This is a genomic window from Micromonospora sp. WMMD737 (assembly GCF_049179055.1).
In the GTDB taxonomy this organism is placed as follows: Bacteria; Actinomycetota; Actinomycetes; order Mycobacteriales; family Micromonosporaceae; genus Micromonospora; species Micromonospora reichwaldensis.
In genome coordinates, this window is record NZ_JBMHMH010000001.1 from 7,167,501 (window position 1) to 7,193,994 (window position 26,494).

Below are 26,494 nucleotides of genomic sequence, written 5' to 3' on the forward strand. Positions count from 1 at the left end.
TGGGGTGCCGTGGGCCGGTGCTCGGATACGGTGAGCCGATGCAGCGGCTCACCGATGAGACGGTCCTGGCAGTCGGCAGGCTGACGTTGGCCGCGGCCGAACTCGAGTACTTCCTCGCGCGGATCGTGGCGGACCAGGCAGGCGACGATCCGGCGACCGTCTTCGCGGTCCCCGGAGATCCCCTGCTGGCCGCACGCGACCTGGTCCGGTTCGCCGCCGCGGACCGCCACGACGAGTTCAGCAGGTTGCTCGACTCCGCGGCGCTGTATCTGACGCAGAGCCAGAGAGCCGTTCGGGCGCTGTGGTCGGAGCACGGCCGGGTGGACGCAATGACGTTCGACGAGATCACCGGCCTGCTGCTGCGCTGCCGGAACCGACTGCAGGAACTCTTCGACGACGTGGTTCGCGTACCCAGCGCGTAGCAGCCGCGCGAGGACGGGCCCCGACGCGCCCGCGGGAGATCCGCGCCGACGGCCCGCGCCGAGGCGCGCCCCGCTGCCGCCTTGTGCGGTGCCATCTTGTGCGGCGCCGATTCCGAAAGGCTTTCCGCGCCCCGGAAAGAAACAAAGGGAAAGGGAGTGTGTTCACCCCTTTCCCTTTTCAAGGTATATCGCACCCGGGGGCTTGCGGCAAGACCCCATTCGTGCCGCAGAATCACCGGCCGAGGCCGCGAGCTGCGGAAACGGGACCAGCGACAGCATGGGTCGCCGTCGACGTACGGCCGAATGGAAACGTCGAGCCGATGGCCGGACGCCCGGTGCGCGCGTGCGGCGCACGGCATCGCGGGCCAGGAGCCGGAAACGAGAGTGGAGTTACCGACGTGGATCGCCTGACGACCAGCGTGTTCGACCTTCCCGACCGCCTCGCCGCCAAGGCCGACCCGACGCTGATCGCCGCCGACGAGCAGCACTTCGCGGCGGTCGCCGGGAGCATCGAGCGGACGGGCACCGAGTTGTCCGACCGCCTCGACGCCGAGCGCCGGGCCCCCGGCGGCAAGGGCCGGCAGGCGGTGGACCGGGACATGGAGGTCCGCCGGCTGGCCGCCCGCCTGCGCACACTGCGCCGCTTCGGCGTGGACCTGTGCCTCGGCCGCATGGTCGGCGCCGACGATCCCGCGCCCGTGTACGTCGGACGGCGCGGCCTCACCGACGGCGCGGGCGGGCGGCTGCTGCTCGACTGGCGTTCCCCCGCGGCCGAGCCGTTCTTCGCGGCGACCCAAGCCAACCCGATGGGCCTGGCGAGCCGCCGCAGGTACCGCTGGACGCGCGGCCGGATCACCGACTACTGGGACGAGGTGTTCACCCCGGACGCCCTCGAGGGGCACGCCGCCGCGCTCGACGACCAGTCCGCCTTCATCGCCAGCCTGGGCGCCAGCCGGTCGCCGCGGGTGCGCGACGTGCTCGGCACGATCCAGGCCGACCAGGACGCCATCATCCGCGCGGGGTCGAGCGGGGCGCTCGTCGTGGACGGCGGTCCCGGCACCGGCAAGACCGTCGTCGCGCTGCACCGCACCGCGTACCTGCTCTACGCCGACCCGCGCCTCGGTCACCGCCGGGGCGGGGTGCTGTTCGTCGGGCCGCACCAGCCCTACCTGGCGTACGTCTCCGACGTGCTGCCCAGCCTGGGGGAGGAGGAGGTGCAGACCTGCACCCTGCGCGACCTCGTGCCCGAGGGGGCTTCGGCGAGCGTCGAGACCGACCCGGAGGTGGCCCGCCTGAAGTCGTCGGCGGAGATGGTGAAGGCGATCGAGTCGGCCGTCAGGTTCTACGAGGAGCCGCCGAGCGCCCCGATGACGGTCAGCACGGACGAGGCCGACATCCGGCTGCGCGCCGCCGACTGGGCCGAGGCGTTCGAGGCGCCGGGGCCCGGTACGCCCCACAACGAGGCGCGCGACGAGGTCTGGGAGGAGCTGCTCACGATCCTGGTGGAGAAGTACGACGGCGACGAGCCCGACGACGTGGTCCGCGCCTCGCTGCTGCGCAACCGGGAGCTGCGTACGGCGTTCAACCGGGCCTGGCCGTTGATCGAGGCGACCGACCTCGTCGGCGACCTGTGGTCGGTGCCCGCCTACCTGCGCCGGTGCGCTCCCTGGCTCAGCCCCGACGAGGTCCGCGCCCTCCAGCGCCGCGACGCCGGGGCGTGGACGGTGTCCGACCTGCCGCTGCTGGACGCGGCGCGGCAGCGGCTCGGCGACGCGGAGGCGTCCGGGCGCAGGCGCCGGCAGGAGGCCGTCGTCGCCGTCGAACGCGCGCGCATGGCCGCCGTCGTCGACGACCTGATCGAGGCCGACGCCTACGACGACGGCGAGGGCGTGCTGTCGAGCCTGCGCCAGCTGGACCTCCAGGACGCCCTGGTCGACGAGACCGCCCTGCCCCACGTGGAGCCGGACCTGCTCGCCGGACCGTTCGCCCACATCGTGGTGGACGAGGCTCAGGAGCTGACCGACGCCGAGTGGCAGATGCTGCTGCTGCGCTGCCCGTCGGGGAGCTTCACCATCGTCGGGGACCGCGCCCAGGCCCGGCGCGGGTTCACCGAGTCGTGGCGGGAACGGCTGGAGCGCGTCGGGCTCGACCGGATCACCGTGACCTCCCTGACCGTCAACTACCGGACGCCGCAGGAGGTCATGGCGGAGGCCGAGCCCGTCATCCGGGCCGTGCTCCCCGACGCCAACGTGCCGACCTCCATCCGCGGCGGCGGCGCTCCCGTCGTACGCGGATCCGCCGCCGATCGGGACGCGATCCTCGACACCTGGCTCGCCGCCCACGCCGAGGGGACCGCCTGCGTCATCGGCGACCCCACGTTCCGGGCGACGTCCCGCGTCCGGTCGCTGACCCCCGAGCTGGCGAAGGGGCTCGAGTTCGACCTGGTCGTCCTCGTCGACCCGGAGGCGTTCGGCGCCGGCGTCGAGGGAGCGGTCGACCGCTACGTCGCGATGACCCGGTCGACCCGGCAGCTCGTCGTCCTCACCACCTCCTGACGACGCGACCGCCGCGCGTCCCGGCAGGCGGCGGGACGCGCGGCGTCAGCGGAGCCCGCGGCGGGGCGGCTCCACGGTCGTGGCGGTGGCTAGAGCTGGCCGACCGAGGTGATCCGGACGACCGCCGCGCCCGCCTCGTCGGAGGCCGCGAGGTCGATCTCGGCGCTGATCCCCCAGTCGTGGTCGTCCTCGGGGTCGTCGAGGATCTGCCGGACCGTCCACCGCTCCCGGCCCTGATCGATCATCAGCAGCGCCGGGCCGCGGGCGTCCGGACCCACCCCGATCGAGTCGTACGCCTCGAAGTACGGCTCCAGGGCGTCGGCCCAGGCGTCCGCGTCCCAGCCCGACGCGGCGTCCAGCTCGCCGAGGTCGTACCAGCGGCGCAGGGCGGCCAGCTCGACCCGGCGGAACAGGGCGTTACGCACCAGCACCCGGAAGGCCCGGGCGTTACGGGTGACCGCCGGCACGCGGTCGTCCAGGGCCTCGGCCGCCTCGGCGGCGTCGGTGGGGTTGCGCAGCCGCTCCCACTCGTCGATGAGGCTGGAGTCGACCTGCCGGACCAGCTCGCCGAGCCACTCGATGAGGTCGACCAGCTCCTCGGTCTTGGCGTCCTCGGGCACCGTCTGGCGCAGCGTCTTGTACGCGTCGGCGAGGTAGCGCAGGACCAGGCCCTCCGACCGGGTCAGCCCGTAGAACTGCACGTACTCGGTGAAGGTCATCGCCCGCTCGTACATGTCCCGGACGACGGACTTGGGGGAGAGCTGGTGGTCGGCCACCCACGGGTGCCCCTGCCGGTACATCTCGTACGCCGAGTCCAGCAGCTCCGCGAGGGGCTTCGGGTGGGTCACCCCGTCGAGGAGCTCGAGGCGGGCCTCGTACTCGATGCCCTCGGCCTTCATCGCGGCGACCGCCTCGCCGCGCGCCTTGAACTGCTGCGCGGAGAGCACCTGGCGCGGGTCGTCCAGGATCGACTCGACCACCGAGAGCACGTCGAGGGCGTACGCGGGGGACTCGACGTCGAGCAGCTCGATCGTGGCCAGCGCCAGCGGCGAGAGCGGCTGGTTGAGGGCGAAGTCGAGCTGGAGGTCGACGGTGAGGCGGACCCGACGCCCGGTCTCGTCGGGCTCGTCGAGCTGCTCGACGACCCCGCCCGCGCGCAGCGCCCGGTAGATGGCGATGGCCCGCCGGATGTGCCGGCGCTGGGCGGCGCGGTCCTCGTGGTTGTCGGTGAGCAGGTGCCGCATCGCGGCGAACGCGTCGCCGGGCCGGCCGATGACGTTGAGCAGCATCGAGTGGCTGACCTGGAAGCTGGAGGTGAGCGGCTCCGGCTCGGCCTCGACCAGGCGGTCGAAGGTGGGCCTGCCCCAGCCGATCGACCCCTCCGGCGGCTTCTTGCGCACGACCTTGCGCCGCTTCTTCGGGTCGTCGCCGGCCTTGGCGAGCGCCTTCTCGTTGTCGATGACGTGCTCGGGGGCCTGCACGACGACCCGGCCGACGGTGTCGAACCCGGCCCGCCCGGCCCGGCCGGCGATCTGGTGGAACTCGCGGGCCTTGAGCAGCCGGGTACGCACCCCGTCGTACTTGGACAGGCCGGTGAAGAGCACGGTGCGGATCGGCACGTTGATGCCGACGCCGAGGGTGTCGGTGCCGCAGATGACCTTGAGCAGGCCGGCCTGGGCGAGGGTCTCGACGAGCCGGCGGTACTTGGGCAGCATCCCGGCGTGGTGCACGCCGATGCCGTGCCGGACCAGCCGGGACAGGGTCTTGCCGAACCCGGAGGTGAACCGGAAGTTCCCGATCGCGGTGGCGATCATGTCCTTCTCGGCGCGGGTGCAGACGTTGACGCTCATCAGCGCCTGGGCGCGTTCGAGGGCGGCGGCCTGGGTGAAGTGCACGACGTAGACGGGTGCCTGCTTCGTCTCCAGCAGCTCTTCCAGGGTCTCGTGCAGCGGCGTCATCGCGTACGAGAAGATCAGCGGGACCGGCCGCTCGGCCGAGCGGACGACGGCGGTGGGCCGGTTGGTGCGCCGGGTCAGGTCGTCGACGAAGCGGGTGGTGTCGCCCAGCGTGGCGGACATCAGGACGAACTGCGCCTGCGGCAGCTCGATGAGCGGCACCTGCCACGCCCAGCCCCGGTCGGGCTCGGCGTAGAAGTGGAACTCGTCCATGACCACCTGGCCGACGTCGGCCCGGTCGCCCTCGCGCAGCGCCAGGTTGGCGAGGATCTCGGCGGTGCAGCAGATGATCGGCGCGTCGGCGTTGACGCTGGCGTCGCCGGTCAGCATGCCCACGTTGTCCGCGCCGAAGACCTCGCAGAGGGCGAAGAACTTCTCCGACACCAGCGCCTTGATCGGGGCGGTGTAGAAGGTCGTCCGGTCGTCGGCCAGGGCCGCGAAGTGCGCCGCGATCGCGACCAGGCTCTTGCCCGAGCCGGTCGGCGTATTCATGATCACGTTGGCGCCGGAGACGATCTCGATGACCGCCTCCTCCTGGTGGGGGTAGAGGTCGAGGCCGCGCTCCTTCGCCCAGCCGGCGAACGCGTCGAAGAGGGTGTCGGGGTCGGCGCTTGTCGGCAGCGCGGCGGTGAGCGTCATAGCGCGTCCATGGTGCCTGGACCATGCCCCCGAACGCCAACCGGCTCCGCGCGCCCGAGGTGTGAGGAAGGGCCCCCTGTACAACGGAATCCGTTGACAGGGGGCCCTTCCTTTCACGGCCGGCGGTGGATCAGGTCGAAGATCGGGCGACCCGCCCGCAGGGCCCGGCGCTCGAACTTGGTGACCGGGCGGTGGGCGGGGCGGGGCGCGAAGCCGTCGTGCGCGTTCGCCAGCCCCGGGTCGGCGTCCAGGGTCTGGCGCATCGCCTCGGCGTACTCGGCCCAGTCGGTCGCGCAGTGCAGGGTGCCGCCGGGCACCAGCCGGGAGCGCAGCAGCGCCACGTGGGCCGGCTGGATGATCCGCCGCTTGTGGTGTCGGGACTTGGGCCAGGGGTCGGGGAAGAAGACGTGCACCGCGGCCAGCGACGCCTCCGGCAGGCCCGCGACCAGGTCCAGCGCGTCGCCCTGCGCCACCCGTACGTTGCGCAGGCCGTGCCGGTCCACCAGGTCCAGCAGGTTGGCGATCCCGGGCGTGTGCACCTCGACCGCCAGATAGTCTCGGTCGGGGTCGGCGGCGGCCATCTCGGCCGTGGTGTCGCCCATCCCGGAACCGATCTCCAGCACCAGCGGGGCCCGTCGGCCGAACAGGCCGGCCAGGTCCACCGGCGTGCCGGGCCGCTCGGGCACGTCCAGGCCGTAGACCGGCCAGAGCCGGTCGAGGGCGTCCGTCTGGCGGCTGCTCATCCGGCCACGGCGCGGATGGAAGGTCCGGATCGTCCGGGCGGCGGCGGGCGCGGGGACGGCGGCGGGGGAGTCGGTGGAGGTCACAACGACCCGAGGGTACGCGACGACCGCGCCGAATCGGATGTGATGTTCGCCCAAGGATGAGAGGATCCATCCCGTACGGCAGACCGGGCGTCTGGTAGTGCCCGGCACTGCCCCAACGCGCCGGGAGGGGGCGTCATGTCGGTGCACCGCGGCGGTGTGGCGCTGGCGATCGTGACCGTGGTCGCCGGTCCCCTGCTCGCGGCCTCGCCGGCCCCGGCCGTCCAGCCGGCCACCGCCGTGCCCGGTGTGGCCCAGCCGCCCAACGTCGCCCTGCTGGCCCGGGCCGGCGCGCCCCAGCCGGGGCCGCCGGGGCCGCGCGTCTTCGTCGAGGTCAGCCCGAGCACCGTCGAGCCCGGCTTCCTGGTGGGGATCCGGGCCAGTTGCCAGGACAACTCGGTCCCCGCGACCGTGGTCTCGGACGCCTTCGGCCGGGTGCAGGTGCAGCCGCAGGGCAGCACGCTGACGGCCGCGCCGATGGTGCGGGAGCGCACCCGGCCCGGCAACTACCGGATCAAGCTGGAGTGCCGCGACGGCGAGACCGCCTCGACCATGCTCCAGGTCGTCAAGGCCGTGAAGCCCAGTCGCGGCCCGGCGACCGGGTTCGGCGGAGGCGCAGGTGGCGTCACGGGTGGGCTGCTGCTTCCGGGTGGCCTCGCGCTGATCGTGACCGGCATCGTGCTCGCGGTCCGGTCGGCGCGCCGCCCGCGTACCGCCCGACGCTGAGCCCGGTCATGGTCCCCACACCCGCCCCGCAGCCGGCCGCCGCAGCGGCCCGCAGCCCGCGGCCGCCCGGACGCCGCCCCTGGTCGGTGCCGCTGGCCGTGGTGCTGGTGCTGGCCGGGGTCTTCGCCACCGGCGCGGGCCTGGGGCGCACCGCCGGGCCGTTCGACTGGGCCGCCGGCGGGGGACAGGACCGGCCGGCCCGCAGCGAGAACGGCGCGCTGGCGGCCAGCCGGCCGGTGCGCCTGTCGATTCCCGCGATCAAGGTGTCCGCCCCGGTGGCCCCCGTCGGCCAGGCCCGGGACGGTTCCATCGCCGTCCCGCCGCTGGAGCGGGCCGACGAGACCGGCTGGTACGACCGGGGCCCCACCCCGGGCGAGCCGGGCCCGTCGGTCATCGTCGGGCACGTGGACACCAAGCGCGGCCCGTCGGTCTTCTACGACCTGCACAAGCTGCGCCCGGGCGACACCGTCGAGGTGGCCCGGGCGGACGGATCGGTCGTGGTGTTCCGGGTCGACTCCGTGGAGCACTTCCCCAAGGAGCGGCTGCCGGCGGAGCGGGTCTACGGCGACGAGGGCCCCGCGGGCCTGCGCCTGATCACCTGCGGCGGCGACTGGCTCGGCGGCCGGACGGGCTACGCCGACAACATCATCGCCTTCGCCACCCTGCTCTCCTCCCGCCCTGCCTGACCCTCCCGCGTTCCGGCCCCCCGATCCCGTCGATCATGAGGTTGGCGGCATCCACGGAGATCGACTTCGACGCCAACCTCATGATCAACGCGTTGGGGAGGGGGCGGGGAGGGGCGGGGGAGGGAGGGGGGTCAGGGGCGGGGGAGGGAGGGGGGTCAGGGGCGGGGTGGGACCTGCTGGACGACCTCGAACTCCAGGAGGGTGGCGCCGGAGGCGACCGGGGGACGCTTCTCGCCCGTCCCGGCGTGGGCGGCACGGGAGGGGCCGGCGGCCCATGCCTGATAAGCCTCCTCGGTCTCCCAGCGGGTGTACACGAAGTAGCGGTTCTCCCCGGCCACCGGGCGCAGCAGTTCGAAGCCGAGGAAGCCGGGGGAGTTCTCCACGGCCCCGGCCCGGGCGGCGAACCGCTTCTCCAGTTCCTCGCCCGCGCCGGGAGGGACGTCGATCGCGTTGATCTTCACGACTGCCATGGCTCCACCCTAGCGACGAGGTCGGGGCTCAGAACGACTCGACGGCCGGAACCAGGTCGGCGTCGACCACGATCGGCGCGTGGTCGGAGGGCCCCTTGCCCTTGCGCGCCTCCCGGTCCACGTACGCGGAGCGGACCGCCCGGGCGAACGGCGCCGAGGCGTAGACGAGGTCGATCCGCATGCCCTTGTTCTGGTGGAACATGCCGGCCCGGTAGTCCCAGTAGGTGAACGGGTGCGGGCCCTTCATCGGCGTGGGCACCACGTCGGAGAGCCCGAGGTCGCGCAGCGCCGCGAGGGCCGCCCGCTCCGCCGGGGTGACGTGCGTGGAGTGGGTGAACAACGCCGGGTCCCAGACGTCTGCGTCGGTGGGCGCCACGTTGAAGTCGCCGCAGACCGCCAGCGGCAGGCCGCCGGTCAGCTCCGCCTCGACCGCGTCCCGCAGCGCCGCGAACCAGGCGAGCTTGTACGCGTAGTGCGGGTCGTCCGGGGCCCGGCCGTTCGGCACGTACACCGACCAGACCCGGACCCCGTCGCAGGTGGCCGAGATGGCCCGGGCCTCGGGATCGGGGAAGCCCGGTTCGCCGGGGAACCCCACCGTGACGTCGGCCAGGCCGACCCGGGACAGGATCGCCACCCCGTTCCACCGGCCGTCGCTGTGGCTGGCCACCGTGTAGCCCAGCTCGCCCACCTCGGTCACCGGGAAGGCGCCGTCCGGGCACTTCGTCTCCTGAAGGCAGACGACGTCGGGCCCCGTGCCCGCCAACCAGTCCAGCAGCCGGGGCAGGCGGGCCTTCACCGAGTTCACGTTCCAGGTCGCCAGGCGCATGTGACCAGCCTGCCCCATCCCCGCGCGCGTCGCCGGTTCAGCTGCCCGGGGTGTCGCCCGGGCGGGTCTGCTCGGCCAGGAACCGCTCCAGTTCGGCGCCCAGCTCGTCGGCGGTGGGCAGCGGCCCGGCCTCGGCGGCCAGCAGGTTCCGCTCGCCCCGGCCGCGCGCGAACGCGTCGTACTGCTCCTCGAGGGCCTGCACCAGCTGGGCGGCGTCGTCGGTCTGGGCGACCTGCCGGTCGATCTCCACCCGGACCACCTCGGCCGCCGAACGCAGACCGTCGCGGGGCAGCAGCAGCCCGGTGCTGCGGGACACGGAGGCGAGCAGCACCTCGGCGGCGGCCGGGTACTCCGTCTGCGCCACGTAGTGCGGCACGTGGGCGGCGAAGCCGAGGGCGTCACGGCCCAGCTCGCCGAGGCGGTACTCCAGGAGGTGCCCGACGCTGCCCGGCACCTGCACCCGCTGCAACCACGGCTCGTAGCCCGCGATCAGCTCGCGGCGGGTGGCGTGTGCGGTCACCCCGGCGGGCCGGGTGTGCGGCACGGCCATCGGGATCGAGTTGAGCCCGACGGTGAGCCGGACGTCCAGCCGTGCGGAGATGCCGGCCACCGCGGCCACGAAGCGCTCCCACTGCAGGTCCGGCTCCGGGCCGGTGAGCAGCAGGAAGGGGGTCTCGTCGTCGTCGCGGAGCAGGTGCAGCTCCAGCTCCGGGGCGTCGTACGCCTCCCAGTGGTCCTCGACGAAGGTCATCACCGGGCGGCGCGAGCGGTAGTCGAAGAGCTGGTCGACGTCGAACCGGGCGATCGGGCGGGCGTCCAGGGAGGTGAGCAGCTGCTCCCTGGCCAGTCGGGTGGCGCTGCCGGCGTCGACGAAGCCGGTGAGGGTCTGGATCAGGACCGGCTGACCTAGGTCGGGCAGATCGTCGGTGAGCTCGTAGAGCTCGTGTGGGTCGAGCACCGGTGCGGACCTCCCTGGTCGTGCGTACGGGTCGCCGCGCGAGGGCACCCGGTTCGGGGAACGTACCCGCCATCCTCGTGCATTCCTCGCCGCGCCCCGCCGCGGGTCGTCACCTGTCCGGTAATCGGGCGTATGCCCGCAAGCCCACCGGCGGACGAGGAACGCTGACCGTCAGGACGACCAGGCTATCGGCCGAACGGGCGAGTTTGGGGATCATGGACCGGGCAGCGGGGGTTTGTCCGTGTTCCGGGCGCGCAGGGGCGGGCCGGGGCGACCCGGAGGTCTGACCGGTCCGCGAGGTCCGTCCCCCGGGCTGCCCGGGGCGGCAGGGGCGTCCACCCGACCCGGCCCAAATCGTGAGGAAAGCCACGAGATCACCCGGGGTGATCGCCGGGTGGGCCTGCCTAGCCTCGGCTGATGCGTGACGACCGCACCCTCGACGACCAGATCGCCCCCGGTGACCCGGTTGGCCGTTCGAACGATACCCCCTCGTACGTTCGGTCAACCGCCCTCCGTGCCGCCGGGGCATACGCCCACCTGCTGAACCGCGGGCCCGCCCGGGCCCGGATCGCCCTCGCCACCGGCGTGCTGTGCTGCCTCGGCCTGACCGCCGTCGCCCAGGGCGCGCGGGACGACTCCGCCGACCCGGCCCCCGCCGCCGCCCCCTCCGCGCTCGCCGAGCGCGCCGAGCCGGACCCGGCCTCCCGCAAGGTGGAACGCGTCGCCGCCTCCGCCAGCCCGACCCGCGCCGCCGACCCCGACACCGCCACCCCGGCACCGGAGAAGACCACCCGCAAGCCGGTCGACCCCGCCCCGGTCGTCGGGCTCGACGACGCCCAGATGGAGAACGCCGAGGAGATCGTGCGGACCGGGCGCGAGATGGGGATGCCCCGGCGCGCGCTGGTGATCGCGGTCGCCACCGCGATGCAGGAGAGCAACCTCTACAACGTCGCCAGCGGGGTGCTCCCGGAGTCCCGCGAGTACCCGCACCAGGGCATCGGGTGGGACCACGACTCGGTCGGGCTGTTCCAGCAGCGCTCCAGCAGCGGCTGGGGCGAGGTCGGTGAGCTGATGGACCCGGAATTCGCCACCCGGCAGTTCCTCTCGGCGCTGGCGCGGGTGCCGGGCTGGCAGCAGATGCGGCTCACCGACGCCGCCCAGGCGGTGCAGATCTCCGCCTACCCGGAGCACTACGCCAAGCACGAGTGGCGCGCCACCAAGGTCGTCGCGGCGTGCCTGGAGGCCGGGCAGTAGGCTTTCACCAACCACAGTGGACGGTTGCGGTTCGCGCATCCGGGGTACATGAGTTGTCGCTCCGAGGTACACATGGAACAGGCACCACCGACTGGAGGACGACATGTCACTGATGCAGCGGATCAGCACCTTCCTGCGTTCGCCCAAGGGTCAGCAGATGGTCGACCGTGGCCGTCGCGAGCTGGCCAAGCCCGCCACCCAGCAGAAGCTCCGGGGTCTCGCGGCCAAGCTCCAGAACCGCCGCTGACCCGTCACCGCCGACCTCTCCGACCCCCGGGAGACCCTGTGACCGATCCCGCGCCCGCCGACGACCAGCACGTCGCCGGAGGACCTCAGCCGCCGGCCGTGGTTCCGGTACCGACGCAGGAGGCCACCGAGGCGCCGCCGCTCAAGCTCTGGGACCGGATGCGGGAGGACCCGCAGTACGCTCCGGAGCACCTCGCCCTGGAGGCCGTACGCCGGCTGGGGCCGGAGGCGGCGCAGTGGGCCGCCCGGGCCCGGGCCGAGCAGCCCGGCGTCCCCGCCGAGGCCCTGGCGGAGCAGGCGGTACGCAAGTTCGTCAACCACGCCCGGCTCTCGGGGGCGGTCTCGGGCGCCGCCGGGCTGCCCGGCGCCGTGATCGACGTGGGGATCCTGGCCTGGACCCAGGCCCGGATGGTGCTGCACGTCGCCGCCGCGTACGGGGTCGACCCGCTGCACGGCGACCGGGCCACCGACCTGCTGGTGTTGCAGAAGGTGCACAAGGTCGCCGAGAGCGCCCGGCTCGCGCTCGGGGTGGCCGCCGGCCGGGAGCGCGCCGGGGCACTCTTCGGCAGCGGGGGGCAGAACCCGCTCGGCAAGGTCATGCTGCGCCTCGGGGTGCGACTGGCCCAGATGGCCGGGGTGCGCGCGGCGAAGCGGATCTTCGCCAAGGTGGTGCCCGGCGCGGCGATCGTGCTCGGCACCTGGGCCAACTCGTCGGCCACCAAGGACCTCGCCGTGCGCTCCCACGCCCTCTACCGCCAGTACGGCGGACCGACCGTCCCCGAACCCCGCCGGCCCTGACGCCGGCTGCCACCCGCCGCCCGACCGCCCGCCCCTGTGGGCGCGCGGTCGGCCGGCAGGGTCAGGAGCCGAGGCCCGAGGCGCGCCACGCCACGTCGGCCAGCCGGTCCTGCCCGGCGGCGTTGGGGTGGAACCAGTCCAGCGGGTTGACCAGCTCCAGGTCGAACCGCACCCGGTGCACCGCCCCGCCGTCGTGCCGGCAGCGCGAGCCGTACGCCCGGCAGGCGGCGGCGAGCTGGGCGTTGTAGTCGGCGATCCGCTCCCGCACGGCCGCCCGGCGGGCCCGGTCGAGCGGGTCCGTCGAGGTGGGATTCGCCAGCAGCGCCGGGCAGACGCCCCGCTTCCAGGCCCGCACCGCCCGCGCGTCGGTGTGCCCGACCTCCCAGAGCCGGTGCAGGTTGGGCACGCTCACCACCAGCACCCGGGCCTTCGGCCGCCCCTTCCGCAGCACCCGCAGGCCGCGGTCCACGTCGGCGCGGAACTGCTTCACCGGGGTCATCGCCTCGATGCCGCCCCGGCACACGTCGTTGGCGCCGATCAGCACGGTGACGTGGTCGACGCGGTCGCGTACCGCCCGCTGGGCCTGCCCCTCCAGCGACGCCGCGCGGGCCCCGGGGCTGGCGTGGTTGTGGGCCCTGCCCCGGATCGCCGGGTTCCGGTCGAGCAGCCGCCGGTAGAGGCTGTCGACGCGCAGCCCGTCGCCGGTGGACCAGGAGTTGCGCTCGCACGAGACGAGCACCAGGCAGGAGCCGAAGCCGGTGCTGATCGAGTCGCCGAGGGCCGCGATGCCGCCGGGCGAGCCGGGCGACGGCGTCTCCCGTGGTGGGCGGGAGCCGGGCTCCCCGCCGCCCTCGCAGGCGAGCGCGACCAGCGCCAGCAGGCAGGCGGCCACGGTGACCCAGCGTCGAGGCATACCATCCCCAGTCCCGCAGCGGAGAGCGACAGCGCGGTAACTCTAAGCGCGGCCCCGGCGGGGCCACCCGCCGCTGTCGACAATGCGGCAGAGGGCTGTTCCGGCGCGGCTTCGCATGCTAGCGGATCGATACGTCGGGCGGGGTCAGCGGGCCAGGCGGGGGTCGGCGCGCCAGGGCGCGGGCTGGCCGTGCAGCCACCAGTGCAGGGTCCGGGTGATCCGGGGCAGCACCAGGTAGGTCATCAGCGGGGTCAGCGTGAGGGTCATCATCAGCACCCGGGCGGCCAGCGGCACGTCCGGGAGGAAACGGCTGGTGAGCAGCGTCGCGGTCAGGCTGAGCGGGAAGAACGCCAGCCAGATCGTCACCGCCTGCTTCCAGCGCGGCGGGGAGGGCGGCGGGACCGTCGGCTCGGCGCTGACCGGCACGGTCTGCGTCACGTGCTCGCGCGGCGGGTCGAACCAGCCCTCGACGCCGGTACGCCGCTCGACCCGCGTGTGCTCGACGATGCCCTGCGCCGAGGAGAGCCACCAGTGCCGCTGCGGGGACTCCTCCCAGCGGCGCAGCGTGTCGTGGTCGGCGAAGCGGTAGATGATGTGCCACTCCCCGGAGCCGGGCGCGCTGCGTACCCAGCCGGACCCGAGGAACCCCGGGAACGCCTCGGCCAGCGCCGTGCCGGCCCGCATCCAGGCCACCATCTCGCTGGTCCGGGCGGGGTCGGTGCGCCGGGCGACGGCGACGGTCACCGGCAGCGCGTGGGTCATCGTCATACCGGCCATCCTCTCCGCTCGGAGCCGGTTCGACAGGCTCACGGGCCACCGGTGTAACGCACCCCACCAGCGGGGTGACGCGGCCCACCGCGAGGGCCGACGCGGCGGGACCGGCGGGCCGGCGGGACCGGCGCGGTCGACCGGCGGGGTGGCGCGGTCGACCGGCGAGGGCGGCGCGGTCGATCTGCGGGGTGGCGGCCGGCCAACCCGCGTGAGGGGCGAGGGGGGGGAGCCCCGGGGCCCACCGCAGGGTCGGGTTAAGCGGGTCGATCGGGGGTAGGCCGGTGAGATGACGAGATCGCAGCCCCGGCGCGCCCGTGGCACGGTCGGCCACGCCTACAGCGCGCTCAACATGCGGCTCCTGCTCGCCGGGTTCGGTCTGGTGACCATGACCGTCTTCGCGGTGCTGGCGTTCAACGCCGACCTGGTGTGGCTCGGGGTCCTCTGCGTGGTCTTCGCGGTGGTCGCCGTGGTCGATCTGATCATCATCCAGCGGCGCCGCGCCGCCCGCCGCCGGGAGGAACCGGGAACCCGCCACTCACTCTTCGAGTGACAGGAGTACGAGATGCCCATCGCGAGCACCAATCCCGCCACGGGACAGACGCTCAAGACCTACGACCCGATGTCGCCGGAGCAGATCGACGCCGCGATCGAGCGGGCCGACCTGGCGTACCGCCAGCTGCGCGGCACCACCGTCGACCAGCGCGGGCGCTGGCTGAACGCGGCGGCCGACCTGCTGGAGGCCGAGCGCGACGAGACCGCCCGGCTGATGACCACCGAGATGGGCAAGACGTACGCCTCGGCCCAGGCGGAGGTCACCAAGTGCGCCGCCGCCTGCCGCTTCTACGCGGCGAAGGCGGCCGAGTTCCTCGCCGACGAGCCCGCCGACGCGGGAGCGGTCAAGGCCACCCGGGCCTTCGTCCGCTACCAGCCGATCGGGCCGGTGCTCGCGGTGATGCCGTGGAACTTCCCGCTGTGGCAGGTGATGCGGTTCGCCGCGCCCGCCCTGATGGCCGGCAACACCGGCCTGCTCAAGCACGCCTCCAACGTGCCGCAGACCGCGCTGCTGCTGGAGGACCTGTTCCGCCGCGCCGGCTTCCCCGAGGGGGCGTTCACCACCCTGCTGGTCGGCTCGGCCGAGGTCGACCGGGTGCTCAGCGACCCGCGGGTGCGCGCGGCGACGCTGACGGGCAGCGAGGGCGCCGGCCGCTCGATCGCCCAGATCGCCGGCCGGGAGCTGAAGAAGACCGTGCTGGAGCTCGGCGGCAGCGACCCGTTCGTGGTGATGCCCTCGGCCGACCTGGACCGGGCCGCCGAGGTCGCCACCACCGCCCGCTGCCAGAACAACGGCCAGTCCTGCATCGCCGCGAAGCGGTTCATCGTGCACGCCGACGTGTTCGACGCCTTCGCCGAGCAGTTCGCCGCGAACATGTCGGCCCTGCGGGTCGGCGACCCGATGGACGCCGGCACCGACGTCGGCCCGCTGGCCAGTGAGGGTGGGCGGGACGAGATCCACGCCCAGGTGCGCGACGCCGTCGACAAGGGCGCCACCGTGCTCTGCGGCGGCGAGCCGCCCGCCGGCCCCGGCTGGTTCTACCCGCCGACGGTGGTCACCGACCTGCGGCCGGAGATGCGGATGTGGTCCGAGGAGGTCTTCGGGCCCGTCGCGGGCCTCTACCGGGTGTCGTCGTACGACGAGGCGATCGAGGTGGCCAACGGCACCTCCTTCGGCCTGGGAGCCAACGCCTGGACCCGGGACCCGGAGGAGCAGGAGCGCTTCGCCGTCGACCTCGACGCCGGGAACGTCTTCGTCAACGGGATGACCACGTCGTACCCGGAACTGCCCTTCGGCGGGGTGAAGAACTCCGGCTACGGCCGCGAGCTCTCCGCGCTCGGCATGCGGGAGTTCTGCAACACCAAGACGGTCTGGGTGGGCGAGGGGGCCGCCTCGGCCGGCGCCGGGGCGCACGCGGAGTAGCCCCGCCCGGCTCCGTCGGCGTAACCGGACGCCGTCGTGGGTACGGAATGACGCCATGACGGTGTTCGGCTTCCACGCGTCCCACGAGCAGATCCATCCCCGCGCCCTGCTGGAGGCGGTGATCCACGCCGAGCGGGCCGGCTTCGACGCCGCCATGTCCTCGGACCACTTCGCGCCCTGGAGCGAGCGGCAGGGCCAGTCCGGCTTCGCCTGGTCCTGGCTCGGCGCCGCGCTCCAGGCGACCAACCTGCCGTTCGGGGTGGTCAACGCCCCCGGTCAGCGCTACCACCCGGCGATCATCGCCCAGGCGATCGGCACTTTGGGCGCGATGTACCCGGGCCGGTTCTGGGCCGCCCTCGGCACCGGCGAGGCGAGCAACGAGCACATCACCGGCGACGCCTGGCCGCGCAAGGACGTCCGCAACGCCCGGCTGCGCGAGTGCGTGGACGTGATCCGCGCGCTGCTGGCCGGCGAGGAGGTCAGCCACGACGGCCTGGTCCAGGTGGACCGGGCGAGGCTGTGGACCCGGCCGGAGGAACCGCCGGCGCTGATCGGGGCGGCGGTCAGCGTGGCCACCGCCCGCTGGTGCGCCGAGTGGGCGGACGGGTTGATCACCGTGAACGCCCCGACCGCGCACCTGCGGCAGATGATCGACGCGTACCGGGACGCCGGCGGGCGCGGGCCGCTGCACCTCCAGGTGCACGTGAGCTGGGCGCCGGAGCAGGCCGAGGCCGAGCGGCTCGCGTACGACCAGTGGCGCAGCAACGTCTTCGCCCCGCCGGTCTGCTGGGACCTGGAGACCCCGGAGCACTTCGACGTGGTCTCGCGGGACGTGCCGATGGAGAAGGTCCACGACGTCGTGAACGTCTCCGCCGACCTCGGCCGGCACGTCGGCTGGCTGGAGGAGTACCTGGAGCTGGGCTTCGACCAGATCGCCCTGCACCACGTCGGGCAGGAGCAGCGGGACTTCATCGACGCGTTCGGCGCCGAGGTGCTGCCGAAGCTGCGCAGCGCCGGCTGAGCGGTCCCGTCGGGGCCTGCGCGGTGCCGGCTGAGCGGTGGCGGCCCGGGCCTGCGCGGTGCCGGCTGAGCGGTGGCGGCCCGGGCCTGCGCGGTGCCGGCTGAGCGGTGGCGGCCCGGGCCTGCGCGGTGCCGGCTGAGCGGTGGCGGCCCGGGCCGCTGTCGGGGACGAGCCGTGTCGACGGGCGAGCGGGTCAGGGCAGGCGGCGGGCGAGGACCTGCCCGGGCCACGGGTCGCGGCCCGGGCGCTCGACCGTGAACGGGTCGGTGGCGGTGAAGCCCTGCCGCTCGTACCAGCGGACCAGCGCACCGTCGTCGCCCGCGTAGCAGTCCACCCGCAGCAGGCCGAGCCCGCGCTCCCGGGCCAGCTCCGCGGCGTGCGCCAGGAGCCGGCCGCCGATGCCCGACCCGGCGTGCGCGCGGTCGGTGACCAGCAGGTTCACGTACAGCTCGGGTTCGGTGGCGGGTGGCACGTACTCGGTCGCCGTCCCGACCACCAGGGCGCCGACCGGCCGGTCGGCGAGCGTCGCCAGCCACAGCCCGCCGCCGCTCGTCCAGGCCTCGGCCTGCGCGATCCGCCGCGGGTCGGTCGAGGCCGCTTCGGTGCCCCACTGGCCGGTGCGGCCCCGCGCCGCCAGCCAGGCGGTGGCGTCGTCGAGCAGCCGCAGCACGGCGGGCGCGTCGTCGGGCCCGCCGCACCGCAGCCCCAGGCTCCCTCGATCGCTCATGACGGACATGCTCCTACACCCGCCCCCGCCCCCGCCCCCGCCCGTGCCGCCCCTACTGCGTCGATCATGCAGTTGTGGTGCCCCGCGAAAGGTGCGATCCAGGGCATGCCGCCCACCACAACTACATGATCGACCACGCCGGGGTGGGAGGGAGGGGTGAGGGGGTCAGGGGGTGAGGGTGGTCAGGGGTTCCGTGGCCAGGCAGGAGGTCAGGCAGCGTTCCTTGGCGTCGCTCGTCATCCTGGCGGTCCAGTCCGTGAAGCCGCCGTCGCCGAGTTGGACCTCGCCGGCGGTGATCCGCAGCGCCGCGTCGACGTAGTAGCCCCGGCCGCGTCGGCGCTCCGGTTCGTCAACGAGCGGTACGCCCGACGGGCCCAGCGTCGGCCGGACGGTGTCGGCGATCCGTTCCCCGACGACGGGGCTGTCCAGCACGGTCAGGCGCACCCGGGCCGCCGCCGATTGCGGCAGCAGGGTGGCGAGCACCGTGCGCCAGTACGCCAGGTGCAGGGTGAGCAGCCGTGCCTCGGTGCGCCCCGAGCCGGTGTCGCGGGCGCTGGAGACCAGCGTGAAGAGCTGGAAGTGCGCCGACCGGGTCGGCCCGAAGTCCTGCGCCCGCAGCACCCGGTGGCAGGCGGCCAGGTGCACGGTGCCGTCGGCCGGCTGCTCCCGGCGGCGTACCGCGGCCTCGATCGCGAGCGCGTTGGTGGGGTCGCTGAGCACCTCGGTGGCGCGGAAGGTGGTGACGATGCGGTTCTGGCTCATCGGCGTGACGACCGCGCAGGTGCCGAGCGGCGCGACGGGAGAGAGTTCGACGCCGGCGAACTCCGTCGGGAGCAGTTCCCACAGGCGGGCCTCGACGGCGGCCAGCGCGCGGGGGTCGGCCGCTGCCGGCCGGGTGAAGCGGTCCGTGCGCCAGCGGCGGACCAGGTCCGCCGGGCGTACCGCCGCCGCCCGGTCCCGGGCCACCGCCAGCAGCAGCGTGCGCAGGTCCGCCGGGCTCAGGCCGGCCAGCGCGCTCCGGGTGCCGTCCGGCAGTCGCGACCAGACCCGCCGCTCCGCGTCGTCCATGTCGGACACCCTGTCGTACGCCCCGGGAGGCCGTCCACCGAGAATCGACGGCCGGACCCGGTAACGGCCTCCCCCGGGGATCCGAGGGAGGCCGTTACGCGGGCGGTGCGCTCGTCACCTGGGACGATCCTCAGCCGGTGCGGCCGGGGCGACGGATCGTCGGGGCGTACCGGAGCACGGGTCGGTCAGGAGAGCGCGCAGGCCGCGCCGTTGACGGTGATCAGGCCGGGTGCCGGGTTGGCGCCGCCGCCGGTCACCGCGTTGAAGCCGAAGGTGACGGTGCCGCCCGGGGCGATCCTGGCGTTGTACGACTCGTTCTTGGCGGTGACCGTGGCCCCCGCCTGGGTCGCCTTGGCCAGCCACGCCTCGCGTACCTTCTGGTCGCCGGTGAAGGCGAAGCGGGCCGCCCAGCCGTCGATCGCGCTGGTGCCGGTGTTGCGGATGGTCACCTGGGCGGTGAACCCGGTGCCGCCCTCCCAGGTGCCGTAGTTGGTGTACGTGGCGGTGCAGGTGGGCGCCGGCACCGCCTTCGAGTCACCCTGGTCGGCCATGAACGAGGCGATCCAGGCCAGCGCCGAGTTCCAGTTGATCGCCACCTCGTTGGTCGCGTACGAGTTGATGTCGTCGACGTAGCAGAACATCGGCTTGCAGCCGGCGAGCAGCTTGGCGGCGAACGGGTCCTGGAGGGCGGCGTTCGGGCCGCCGGCCAGCGAGCCGGCGGGCGGCTTCGGCAGGTCGGGGTCGAGCTGGTGGCCGAAGATCCGGCTGTGCTGGTTCTCGGCCGCGTGCTCGCCCCACCCGGTCACGTACGAGATGTTCAGGGCGTTGCGGCCGAGGACGTAGTCCATCGCCTGCACCGCGCCGTCGCGGTACTTCGCGTCGCGGGTCAGGTCGAAGGCGGTGGCCAGCACGACCGCGTTGTTGATGATGTTGCTGTTGCCGCCCCAGAAGTAGCTGCCGGCGTCGCCGGGCATCGGCAGCCCGTACGCCTGCCGGGCCGCCTCGGCGAGGTGGGCGTCGGCGGCGGCGGTGACGGAGGCGCGTACGCGGGCCAGGTCGGCGGCCGGCAGCCCGTTCGGCACGGTGGCCAGGTCGAGCCGGCCCAGGGCGGCGACGCCCTGCCAGCCGAAGCCGCGCGGGTCGAACACGTTGCCGGTGTGGTGCGGCGACGCGGTCAGGTCCGCCAGGTACGGCTGCTCGCCGGTGGTCAGGAAGAGCTCGGCGGCGGCCCAGTAGAACTCGTCGGTGACGTTCGTGTCGTCGTACGCGCCGCCGCCGGTGCTGTCGGTGGGGCTGGCGTACCGCGTCGGGTTGGCCTTGGCGGCGGCGTAGGCCGTCTTCGCCGCCGTGTCGCAGCGCTTGGCGAAGGCCGCGTCGTAGGGGGCGAAGAGCCGCGCGCACTGGGCGGCGACGGCGGCCAGGTTGAGGGTGGCGGCGGTCGACGGCGGGTGCAGCTCGCGCTGCTCGGGGTCGTCGTGCGGGGCGAGCGGCAGCCCGGTCCAGTTCCGGTCGTGGATCTTGTGGTGGGCCATCCCGGCGAGCGGCTTGCCGGCCGGCACCTGCATGCGCAGCAGGAACTCCAGCTCCCAGCGCGCCTCGTCGAGCACGTCCGGTACGCCGTTGCCGCGCTCGGGCACCCGCAGCGTGCTGTCGCCGAGGGCCGCGCCGTGCCCGGCGGTGGCGGCCGTGCGGGTCCGCTCGAAGGTGTTCAGCAGCTGGTAGGTGGCGATGCCGCCGTTGACCACGTACTTGCCGTGGTCGCCGGCGTCGTACCAGCCGCCGCGCACGTCCAGGGAGTAGTCGCAGACGCCCGGCTGGCAGGGCACGTTGGTGTCGCCCTTGTTGGGTGCCACGTCGAGGTGCCCGGCCGGGCGGGCGTACTCCGCGCCGATCAGGTCGCCGTCGATGGCGATGCCGCTGCGCTGGGCGTAGAAGAACTGGAGGGAGTCGGCGCGCAGCCGGTCGTAGAGGGTGCCGGAGATGTCGAAGGGGTGGCTGGTCTCGCCGTCGACGGTCAGGGTCAGCCCCGCCCCCGGGGTCCGGTACGACGAGAAGTCGAGCGTCTGCACGTTCTGCCCGGAGGCGGCGTCCACGCCGCGCGGGGTGGTGCTGCCGCTGGCCAGGACCGCGCCGGCGGCCGACTTCAGCTGCCAGGGCAGGGCCTCGGTCGCCGTCGTCACCACTGTGGCGTTCTTCGGCCCGCCGGGCAGGTAGCCGACCTGGTTGACCCGCACCCGTGGCCCGGTGTCGGGCACGTACGGCGCGGGCGGGTCGCCGCCGCGCAGCGAGACGTCGTCCAGGCAGACGGTCTGCTCGGCGGCGGCACCGCCGACCTGGAAGATCAGTTGGGCGGCCGGGTTCGCCTCGGGCACCGTGAACGTCTTCTCGAAGCGCTGGGCGGTGCCGCTGGCGGTGGCGTCGACGCTGGCGTACGTGGTGTAGGGGGCGGTGCCCAGTTGCAGGACGGCCTTGACGGCGGCGCCGGGGGTGGCGGAGACGTCGAAGCCGAGCGTGTACTCGGCCCCGGCGACCAGCGGCACGCCGTCCTGGCCGATGCCGGCGTCCCACGGGTTGGCCAGGCCGCCGGGCACCGTGGCGCAGAGCCGGCCGTCGGTGACCGCGAGCGGGCCGGTGCCGTAGGAGAACCAGGGGGACACGCCGGCGCTGAAGTCGCCGTTGTCGATCTGCTCGGGGGCGTCGGGGGGCGGTTCGGCGTGGGCCGTGCCGGCGGTGGCTCCGGTCAGGGCGAGGGCGGTCGCGGTCGCGAGCAGCGCGAGGCGACGTCGGGATGGCGTCACGGGTGTTCCTTCCGGACGACTGCGGGGACGGGGGATGGCGGTGACGACCTGGGAGCGCTCCCAGGTCCTGTCGATGGTTCCAGTGCCTCCGGCACCCTGTCAATCGACCCGGCTGGATGGCGTGGGCCCGCCCGACGGGCCCCCGGGACAGTGAGATTCGCCGCGCGACGCGCCGAGGTCCTGATCTCCTAGAGACAACTGAGCCCTCCGCCTGGCAGGCTGCCACCCATGACCCTGAAGCTGCGTTCCGTGGGAACGAGCGACCGTGGGCTGATCCGCAGCGGAAACCAGGACGCCCTGCACGCCGGCACCTGGCTCGTCGCCGTCGCCGACGGCATGGGCGGGATGGCGGCCGGCGACCTGGCCAGCGCGATCGCCATCGACGCGGTCGCTCCGCTGGACGTGGAGACCCCGGAGCACGCGCTGGTGGCCGCACTGCAGAGCGGCATCCAGCTCGCCACCGAGCGGATCCACCAGGCGGTCGCCGAGGATCCGGAGCGGCAGGGCATGGGCACCACGCTGACCGCCCTGCTCTTCGCCCGGACGGGCAGCTGCCTGGCCCTCGCCCACGTCGGCGACTCCCGCGCCTACCTGTTCCGCGAAGGCGTGCTCAAGCAGATCACCCGCGACGACACGTTCGTGCAGATGCTCGTCGACCAGGGGGTGATCACCGCCGACCAGGCCAGCAGCCACCCCCGCCGGGCCGTGGTCACCCAGGCGTTGCAGGGCGAGGAGGTCTCCCCGGCGTACGCGACGATGGTGCCGTGGGCCGGGGACCGCTGGCTGCTGTGCAGCGACGGGCTGTCCAACGTCGTCCGCCCGGACACCCTCGCCGAGGTGCTCGCCGAGCACCCCGACCGCGCGGACTGCGCCCGCCGGCTGATCGACCTGGCGCTGCGCGCCGGCGGGCCGGACAACGTCACGGTGGTCGTCGCCGACGTCGTGCAGGAGTGAGCGAGCGTCGCGAGCGAACCAGCCGGTTCAGCGCCCTGGAGCCTCGTGGCGTCGCCGACCGCAGGGAGGCGACGACATGAGCCCGCTCAGCGCCGGCGCGGGGTGGCGTGCCGGGTGGGCGGGGCCGTGGTCGGGTCCTCCGGCCAGGGGTGGCGCGGGTAGCGCCCGCGCAGCTCCCCGCGTACCTGCGGATAGCCGGTGCGCCAGAAGGAGGCCAGGTCGGCGGTGACCGCCACCGGCCGCCCGGCCGGCGAGAGCAGGTGCAGCAGCACCGGCACCCGGCCGTCGGCGATGCGCGGCGCGTCCCGCCAGCCGAAGGTCTCCTGGAGCTTGACCGCGAGCACCGGCGCCGCCGGGTCGGCGTAGTCGAGCCGGATCCGCGACCCGCTCGGCACCGCGATCCGCTCCGGCGCCACCTCGTCCAGCCGCGCCGCCAGCGCCCACGGCAGCAGCCGGCGCAGCGCGCCGGCCACGTCGAGGCGGGCCAGGTCCGCGCGGCGGCGGGCGCGGGCCAGCTCCGGGCCCAGCCAGGCGGGCGCGTCGGCGAGCAGCGCCTCGTCGCCCACGTCGGGCCAGTCGCCGCCGAGCGCGTGCCGGCAGAACGCCAGGCGCTCGCGCAGCGCCCGCGCCGCCGGGGTCCAGGTCAGCAGGCCGAGGCCGGTACGGCGCAGGCCGGTCAGCAGGGCCCCCGCCACCTCCGCCGGATCGGGCTGGGCGAGCGGCCGCTCGACCAGCTCGATCGCGCCCAGCCGCAGCACCTCCCGGGCCACCACGTCCTCGCCGGCCCAGCCGACCTCCCGCTCGGTGCGCAACAGCGGCCCGCCCGCCTCCCGGGCGGTCGCCTCGTCGAGCGGGGTGGCCAGCCGCACCCGGGCGGTCGGCGCGCCGGGGGAGCGGTCCGCCACCGCGACCGCCAGCCAGTCGGCGCCGGCCAGCGCCGACCCGGGCGCCAGCTCCGCCGCGGTCCCGCCGCTCATCAGGTACGCCGAGCCGCCCGGCCGCCGCACCCGGGCCAGCCGCTCCGGGTGGGCCAGCCCGACCAGCAGCCCGGCGGCCAGGTCGTCGGTCAACCGGCCCGCTTCGCCGGCCCGCGCGGGGTCGCCGGCCGACCTCGACCGGCCGGTGCCTCCCGCCGGTGCGTCGGAAGCAAGGGGCGGGCGGCCCCGGTCGGGCCGTCCCGATCGCGCGTCGGGCAGGGCGGCGCGCAGTCGGCGTACCTCCGCACGCCAGCGGGCCGTGGCACCAGGGTCCGCGCCCGCGCGCAGCCGGCGCCACGCGGCGGTCAGGTCGTCGCCCGGCCCGGCGGCGGTGTCCTCGGCGAGCAGCGCCACGATCTCCGCCGCCCGGTCCGCCCCCACCCGGGCGGCCCCGTCGAGCAGCGCCCGGGCCAGCCGGGGGTGCGCCCCGACCGCAGCGATCGCCCGGCCCCGGTCGGTGATCCGCCCGTCGGCGTCGAGCGCGCCGAGGGTGGTGAGGGTGTCGCGGGCCACCGTCATCGACGCCGCCGGGGGCGGGTCGGGCAGGGCCAGCCCGGCGCCGTCCGGCGAACCCCAGGCGGCCAGCTCCAGGGCGAAGCCGGTCAGGTCGGCGGTCGCGATCTCCGGCTCCGGCTGCGCGGTCAGCCGCTCGTGGGTCGCGGCCGACCAGCAGCGGTAGACGTGCCCGGGCGCCTCCCGGCCCGCGCGGCCGGCCCGCTGGGTGGCCGCCGCCCGGGACACGCCGACGGTGACCAGGGCGCCCAGGCCCCGGGCCAGGTCCATCCGGGCGACCCGGGACAGCCCGGCGTCCACCACCACCCGGACGCCCGGCACGGTCAGGCTGCTCTCCGCCACCGCCGTCGCCAGCACCACCCGCCGCCGGTCGGCCGGTCGCAGCGCCGCGTCCTGGTCGGCGCCGCGCTGCCGGCCGTGCAGCGGCAGGACGGCGACCGCGTCGCGCAGGTCGGCCAGCCGGCCCGCGACGGCACCGATCTCGCCGGCCCCGGGCAGGAAGACCAGCACGTCACCGTCGCACTCGCGCAGCGCCCGGCGCACCGTCGCTGCGACGTGGTCGAGCAGGCCCCGGTCGACCGGACCGGCCCCCGGCGCGGCCACCGGCCGGGGTGGCGGCGCCCAGATCCGGGTCACCGGGTGCAGGGCCGAGGACGCCCGGACGATCGGCGCGGGAGCGCCGCCGCCGCCGAGCAGCGCGGCGAAGCGGTCCGCCTCGGGGGTGGCCGACATCGCCAGCAGCCAGAGGTCGGGGCGCAGCGCGGCCCGGGCCTCCACCGCGAACGCGAGCGCCAGGTCGGCGTCGAGCTGCCGCTCGTGGCACTCGTCGAGCAGCACGGCGCCGGTGCCGGCCAGCTCGGGATCGCGGTGCAGCCGCCGCACCAGCAGCCCGGTGGTGACCACCTCGACGCGGGTCCGGGGTCCGCTGCGGCGCTCGCCGCGCACGGCGTACCCGATCCGCTCGCCGAGCGGCTCGCCGAGCAGCGCGGCCATCCGGCGCGCCGCCGCGCGGGCCGCCACCCGGCGCGGCTGGGCGACCAGCACGCGCCCGGGGACCTCGTCGGCCACGGCCAGCGGGGCGAGGGTCGTCTTGCCGGTGCCGGGTGGGGCGACCAGCACCCCGGCGCCGGCGCCGCGCAGCGCCGCGACCAGTTCCGGCAGCACCGGGCGTACGGGCAGGTCGAGGGGCACGTCCGAGAGCACGGCCCAGTCTCGCACCGCCCGGAAACGGCTCAGCCGGGGCGTACCCCGTCGACGCCGGTGACGAAGGCGCGCCAGGCCGACGCCGGGAAGGCGAGCACGGGGCCGGGCCGGTCCTTGCTGTCCCGGACGGCGATCCGGTCCCCGGCGGCGGCGACCTCCACGCAGTTGCCGTTGCCCACGCTGCGGCTGCTGGTGCGCCACTGGGCGCGGGTCAGGTCGAGCGCGCTCATCGCGGTACCCCCGTCTGTGCCGGCGCGCCGCGTCAACGGTCACGCAAAGTGACGAGAAGCTTCCATCAGGCGGGTCAGGGACGCCTCCGGACCGAGTGCCATCCGGCACATCTCCTCGTGCACAAGGCTATACCCGCGCACCTGCCCGGCCTCCTCCAGAGCCAGCCCCATCGTGAGGTTTTCCAGGTAAACCACGGCCGCGTCGGCGGTGTCGGCGAACGTCAGCACGACGTACGGCGCGTTCATCGCCGGGTGCCCGCCGGCGGAGAACGGAAGTACCTGGAGGGTCACGTTCGGTAGTTGAGAGACCTTCGCGAGGTGGGCCATCTGGTCGGCCATCACGGCGTTGCCGCCGACCGGGCGGCAGAGCACCGCCTCGTTGAGCACCACCGACAACTCGACCGGATTGTCGCGGTGCAGCACGTTCTGCCGATGCAGCCGCGCGGCGACCTTGCGCTCGATCCCGTCCTCGCCCGCGGTGCGCCGGAAGACCTCCCGCGCGTACGCCTCGGTCTGCAGCAGCCCGGGCACCGCCTCGACCTCGTACGTGCGCAGGCTCGCCGCCTCCGCCTCCAGCCCGACGTAGAACTCGAACCACTCCGGCAGGACGTCGCTGTACTTCTGCCACCAGCCGCGCTGCTGCGCCCCGCGGGCGATCTCGATGAGCGCCTCGGCGTCGGCCCCGGTCACCTCGTACAGCGCCAGCGCGGCCCGGACGTCGCGCGGCTTGATGCCGATCTGGGCGTTCTCGATGCGGGACAGGTTGCTCTTGGACATGTCCAGTTGCCGGGCGGCGACGTCCAGGGTCATGCCCGCGCGCTCGCGGAGCTGGCGGAGTTCCCGGGCGATGCGGCGGCGGCGGACGGTGGGGCTCGCGGTCACCCTCCGAGTCTGTCACGGCAAGATCCGCAGGTGGGGCCAGCACGGAGTGCAACTTCCATAAACGGGAGTTGCGTTGCAGTCACGGCCGGTGCATCCTTGCCCG

Annotated in this window: 24 protein-coding genes; 11 read left to right on the plus strand and 13 right to left on the minus strand. The window is 74.5% G+C overall.

The annotated features are described in order from the left end of the window. The first annotated feature begins 38 nt into the window (after nt 1-38). Nucleotides 39-422, plus strand: a complete 384-nt coding sequence (locus ACN27A_RS31700; RefSeq protein WP_421458131.1) for a hypothetical protein — start codon at nt 39-41, stop codon at nt 420-422. Nucleotides 423-829: 407 nt separating this feature from the next. Continuing rightward, nucleotides 830-2,977: an RNA polymerase recycling motor ATPase HelR gene (helR, locus tag ACN27A_RS31705; RefSeq protein WP_421458695.1), complete on the plus strand. Its 2,148-nt coding sequence runs from the start codon at nt 830-832 to the stop codon at nt 2,975-2,977. An 89-nt stretch (nt 2,978-3,066) separates the two neighbouring features. On the opposite strand, the gene ACN27A_RS31710 is transcribed toward helR, so the two are convergent. Both ACN27A_RS31710 and trmB read right to left on the minus strand, forming a co-directional pair. Then, complete coding sequence (locus ACN27A_RS31710; protein WP_421458132.1) at nt 3,067-5,571, minus strand: DEAD/DEAH box helicase; 2,505 nt, start codon at nt 5,569-5,571, stop codon at nt 3,067-3,069. A 113-nt stretch (nt 5,572-5,684) separates the two neighbouring features. Continuing rightward, nucleotides 5,685-6,314: a tRNA (guanosine(46)-N7)-methyltransferase TrmB gene (gene trmB, locus ACN27A_RS31715; RefSeq protein ID WP_421458697.1), complete on the minus strand. Its 630-nt coding sequence runs from the start codon at nt 6,312-6,314 to the stop codon at nt 5,685-5,687. A gap of 219 nt (nt 6,315-6,533) precedes the next feature. Here trmB and ACN27A_RS31720 point away from each other — a divergent pair, with 219 nt between their 5' ends. After that, nucleotides 6,534-7,121, plus strand: coding sequence for a hypothetical protein (locus ACN27A_RS31720; protein WP_421458133.1), 588 nt, complete (start codon nt 6,534-6,536; stop codon nt 7,119-7,121). An 8-nt stretch (nt 7,122-7,129) separates the two neighbouring features. Then, nucleotides 7,130-7,807, plus strand: coding sequence for a class F sortase (locus ACN27A_RS31725; RefSeq protein ID WP_421458134.1), 678 nt, complete (start codon nt 7,130-7,132; stop codon nt 7,805-7,807). Nucleotides 7,808-7,962: 155 nt separating this feature from the next. On the opposite strand, the gene ACN27A_RS31730 is transcribed toward ACN27A_RS31725, so the two are convergent. From ACN27A_RS31730 to ACN27A_RS31740, 3 genes are read right to left on the minus strand one after another with little or no spacing between them, the layout of a single operon-like run. After that, nucleotides 7,963-8,277 carry an antibiotic biosynthesis monooxygenase gene (locus ACN27A_RS31730; protein ID WP_327027597.1) on the minus strand — a complete coding sequence of 105 codons (315 nt, stop codon included), beginning with the start codon at nt 8,275-8,277 and terminating at the stop codon, nt 7,963-7,965. 28 nt (nt 8,278-8,305) lie between these two features. Further along, a complete protein-coding gene (locus ACN27A_RS31735) occupies nt 8,306-9,103 on the minus strand; it encodes an exodeoxyribonuclease III (RefSeq protein ID WP_421458135.1) in 798 nt (265 codons plus the stop codon). A 37-nt stretch (nt 9,104-9,140) separates the two neighbouring features. After that, nucleotides 9,141-10,061, minus strand: a complete 921-nt coding sequence (locus tag ACN27A_RS31740) for a PAC2 family protein (protein WP_132235896.1) — start codon at nt 10,059-10,061, stop codon at nt 9,141-9,143. Nucleotides 10,062-10,478: 417 nt separating this feature from the next. Between ACN27A_RS31740 and ACN27A_RS31745 the strand changes: the two genes are divergently transcribed. The 3 genes from ACN27A_RS31745 to ACN27A_RS31755 all read left to right on the plus strand — a co-directional run bounded on the left by ACN27A_RS31745 (nt 10,479) and on the right by ACN27A_RS31755 (nt 12,359). Next, nucleotides 10,479-11,315: a peptidase M23 gene (locus tag ACN27A_RS31745; RefSeq protein ID WP_421458136.1), complete on the plus strand. Its 837-nt coding sequence runs from the start codon at nt 10,479-10,481 to the stop codon at nt 11,313-11,315. Between the two features lie 103 nt (nt 11,316-11,418). Next, nucleotides 11,419-11,562, plus strand: coding sequence for a hypothetical protein (locus tag ACN27A_RS31750; RefSeq protein WP_357579935.1), 144 nt, complete (start codon nt 11,419-11,421; stop codon nt 11,560-11,562). A 38-nt stretch (nt 11,563-11,600) separates the two neighbouring features. Further along, nucleotides 11,601-12,359, plus strand: a complete 759-nt coding sequence (locus ACN27A_RS31755) for an EcsC family protein (RefSeq protein ID WP_421458137.1) — start codon at nt 11,601-11,603, stop codon at nt 12,357-12,359. Nucleotides 12,360-12,420: 61 nt separating this feature from the next. Here ACN27A_RS31755 and ACN27A_RS31760 read toward each other — a convergent pair whose 3' ends face one another. Together ACN27A_RS31760 and ACN27A_RS31765 are read right to left on the minus strand one after the other, a co-directional pair. Next, nucleotides 12,421-13,272: a GDSL-type esterase/lipase family protein gene (locus tag ACN27A_RS31760; protein WP_421458138.1), complete on the minus strand. Its 852-nt coding sequence runs from the start codon at nt 13,270-13,272 to the stop codon at nt 12,421-12,423. A gap of 144 nt (nt 13,273-13,416) precedes the next feature. Beyond that, nucleotides 13,417-14,040, minus strand: coding sequence for an antibiotic biosynthesis monooxygenase (locus tag ACN27A_RS31765; RefSeq protein WP_421458139.1), 624 nt, complete (start codon nt 14,038-14,040; stop codon nt 13,417-13,419). A gap of 289 nt (nt 14,041-14,329) precedes the next feature. On the opposite strand from ACN27A_RS31765, the gene ACN27A_RS31770 reads away from it, so the two are divergent. The 3 genes from ACN27A_RS31770 to ACN27A_RS31780 are packed head-to-tail and all read left to right on the plus strand — an operon-like array spanning nt 14,330 to nt 17,039. Next, on the plus strand, nt 14,330-14,593 hold the full coding sequence (locus tag ACN27A_RS31770) for a DUF6343 family protein (RefSeq protein WP_421458140.1): 264 nt from the start codon (nt 14,330-14,332) through the stop codon (nt 14,591-14,593). A gap of 12 nt (nt 14,594-14,605) precedes the next feature. Continuing rightward, nucleotides 14,606-16,018, plus strand: a complete 1,413-nt coding sequence (locus tag ACN27A_RS31775) for an NADP-dependent succinic semialdehyde dehydrogenase (RefSeq protein ID WP_421458141.1) — start codon at nt 14,606-14,608, stop codon at nt 16,016-16,018. A gap of 55 nt (nt 16,019-16,073) precedes the next feature. Next, nucleotides 16,074-17,039, plus strand: a complete 966-nt coding sequence (locus ACN27A_RS31780) for a TIGR03885 family FMN-dependent LLM class oxidoreductase (RefSeq protein ID WP_421458142.1) — start codon at nt 16,074-16,076, stop codon at nt 17,037-17,039. 193 nt (nt 17,040-17,232) lie between these two features. Here ACN27A_RS31780 and ACN27A_RS31785 read toward each other — a convergent pair whose 3' ends face one another. From ACN27A_RS31785 to ACN27A_RS31795, 3 genes are all read right to left on the minus strand, one after another. Beyond that, a complete protein-coding gene (locus ACN27A_RS31785) occupies nt 17,233-17,766 on the minus strand; it encodes a GNAT family N-acetyltransferase (protein WP_421458143.1) in 534 nt (177 codons plus the stop codon). Between the two features lie 165 nt (nt 17,767-17,931). Continuing rightward, on the minus strand, nt 17,932-18,834 hold the full coding sequence (locus ACN27A_RS31790; RefSeq protein ID WP_421458144.1) for a hypothetical protein: 903 nt from the start codon (nt 18,832-18,834) through the stop codon (nt 17,932-17,934). A gap of 185 nt (nt 18,835-19,019) precedes the next feature. Continuing rightward, the gene (locus ACN27A_RS31795) at nt 19,020-21,632 is read right to left on the minus strand and encodes a glycoside hydrolase family 9 protein (RefSeq protein WP_421458145.1); all 2,613 of its coding nucleotides are present in this window, start codon (nt 21,630-21,632) and stop codon (nt 19,020-19,022) included. Nucleotides 21,633-21,860: 228 nt separating this feature from the next. Here ACN27A_RS31795 and ACN27A_RS31800 point away from each other — a divergent pair, with 228 nt between their 5' ends. Next, entirely contained in the window at nt 21,861-22,586 is a 726-nt protein-coding gene (locus tag ACN27A_RS31800) for a PP2C family protein-serine/threonine phosphatase (protein ID WP_132235916.1), read from the plus strand. 86 nt (nt 22,587-22,672) lie between these two features. Here ACN27A_RS31800 and hrpB read toward each other — a convergent pair whose 3' ends face one another. From hrpB to ACN27A_RS31815, 3 genes are read right to left on the minus strand one after another with little or no spacing between them, the layout of a single operon-like run. Beyond that, nucleotides 22,673-25,279: an ATP-dependent helicase HrpB gene (gene hrpB / locus ACN27A_RS31805; RefSeq protein WP_421458698.1), complete on the minus strand. Its 2,607-nt coding sequence runs from the start codon at nt 25,277-25,279 to the stop codon at nt 22,673-22,675. A gap of 29 nt (nt 25,280-25,308) precedes the next feature. Beyond that, nucleotides 25,309-25,509: a DUF397 domain-containing protein gene (locus tag ACN27A_RS31810; RefSeq protein ID WP_132235920.1), complete on the minus strand. Its 201-nt coding sequence runs from the start codon at nt 25,507-25,509 to the stop codon at nt 25,309-25,311. Between the two features lie 39 nt (nt 25,510-25,548). Further along, entirely contained in the window at nt 25,549-26,391 is an 843-nt protein-coding gene (locus ACN27A_RS31815) for a helix-turn-helix domain-containing protein (RefSeq protein WP_421458146.1), read from the minus strand. Nucleotides 26,392-26,494: the final 103 nt, after the last annotated feature.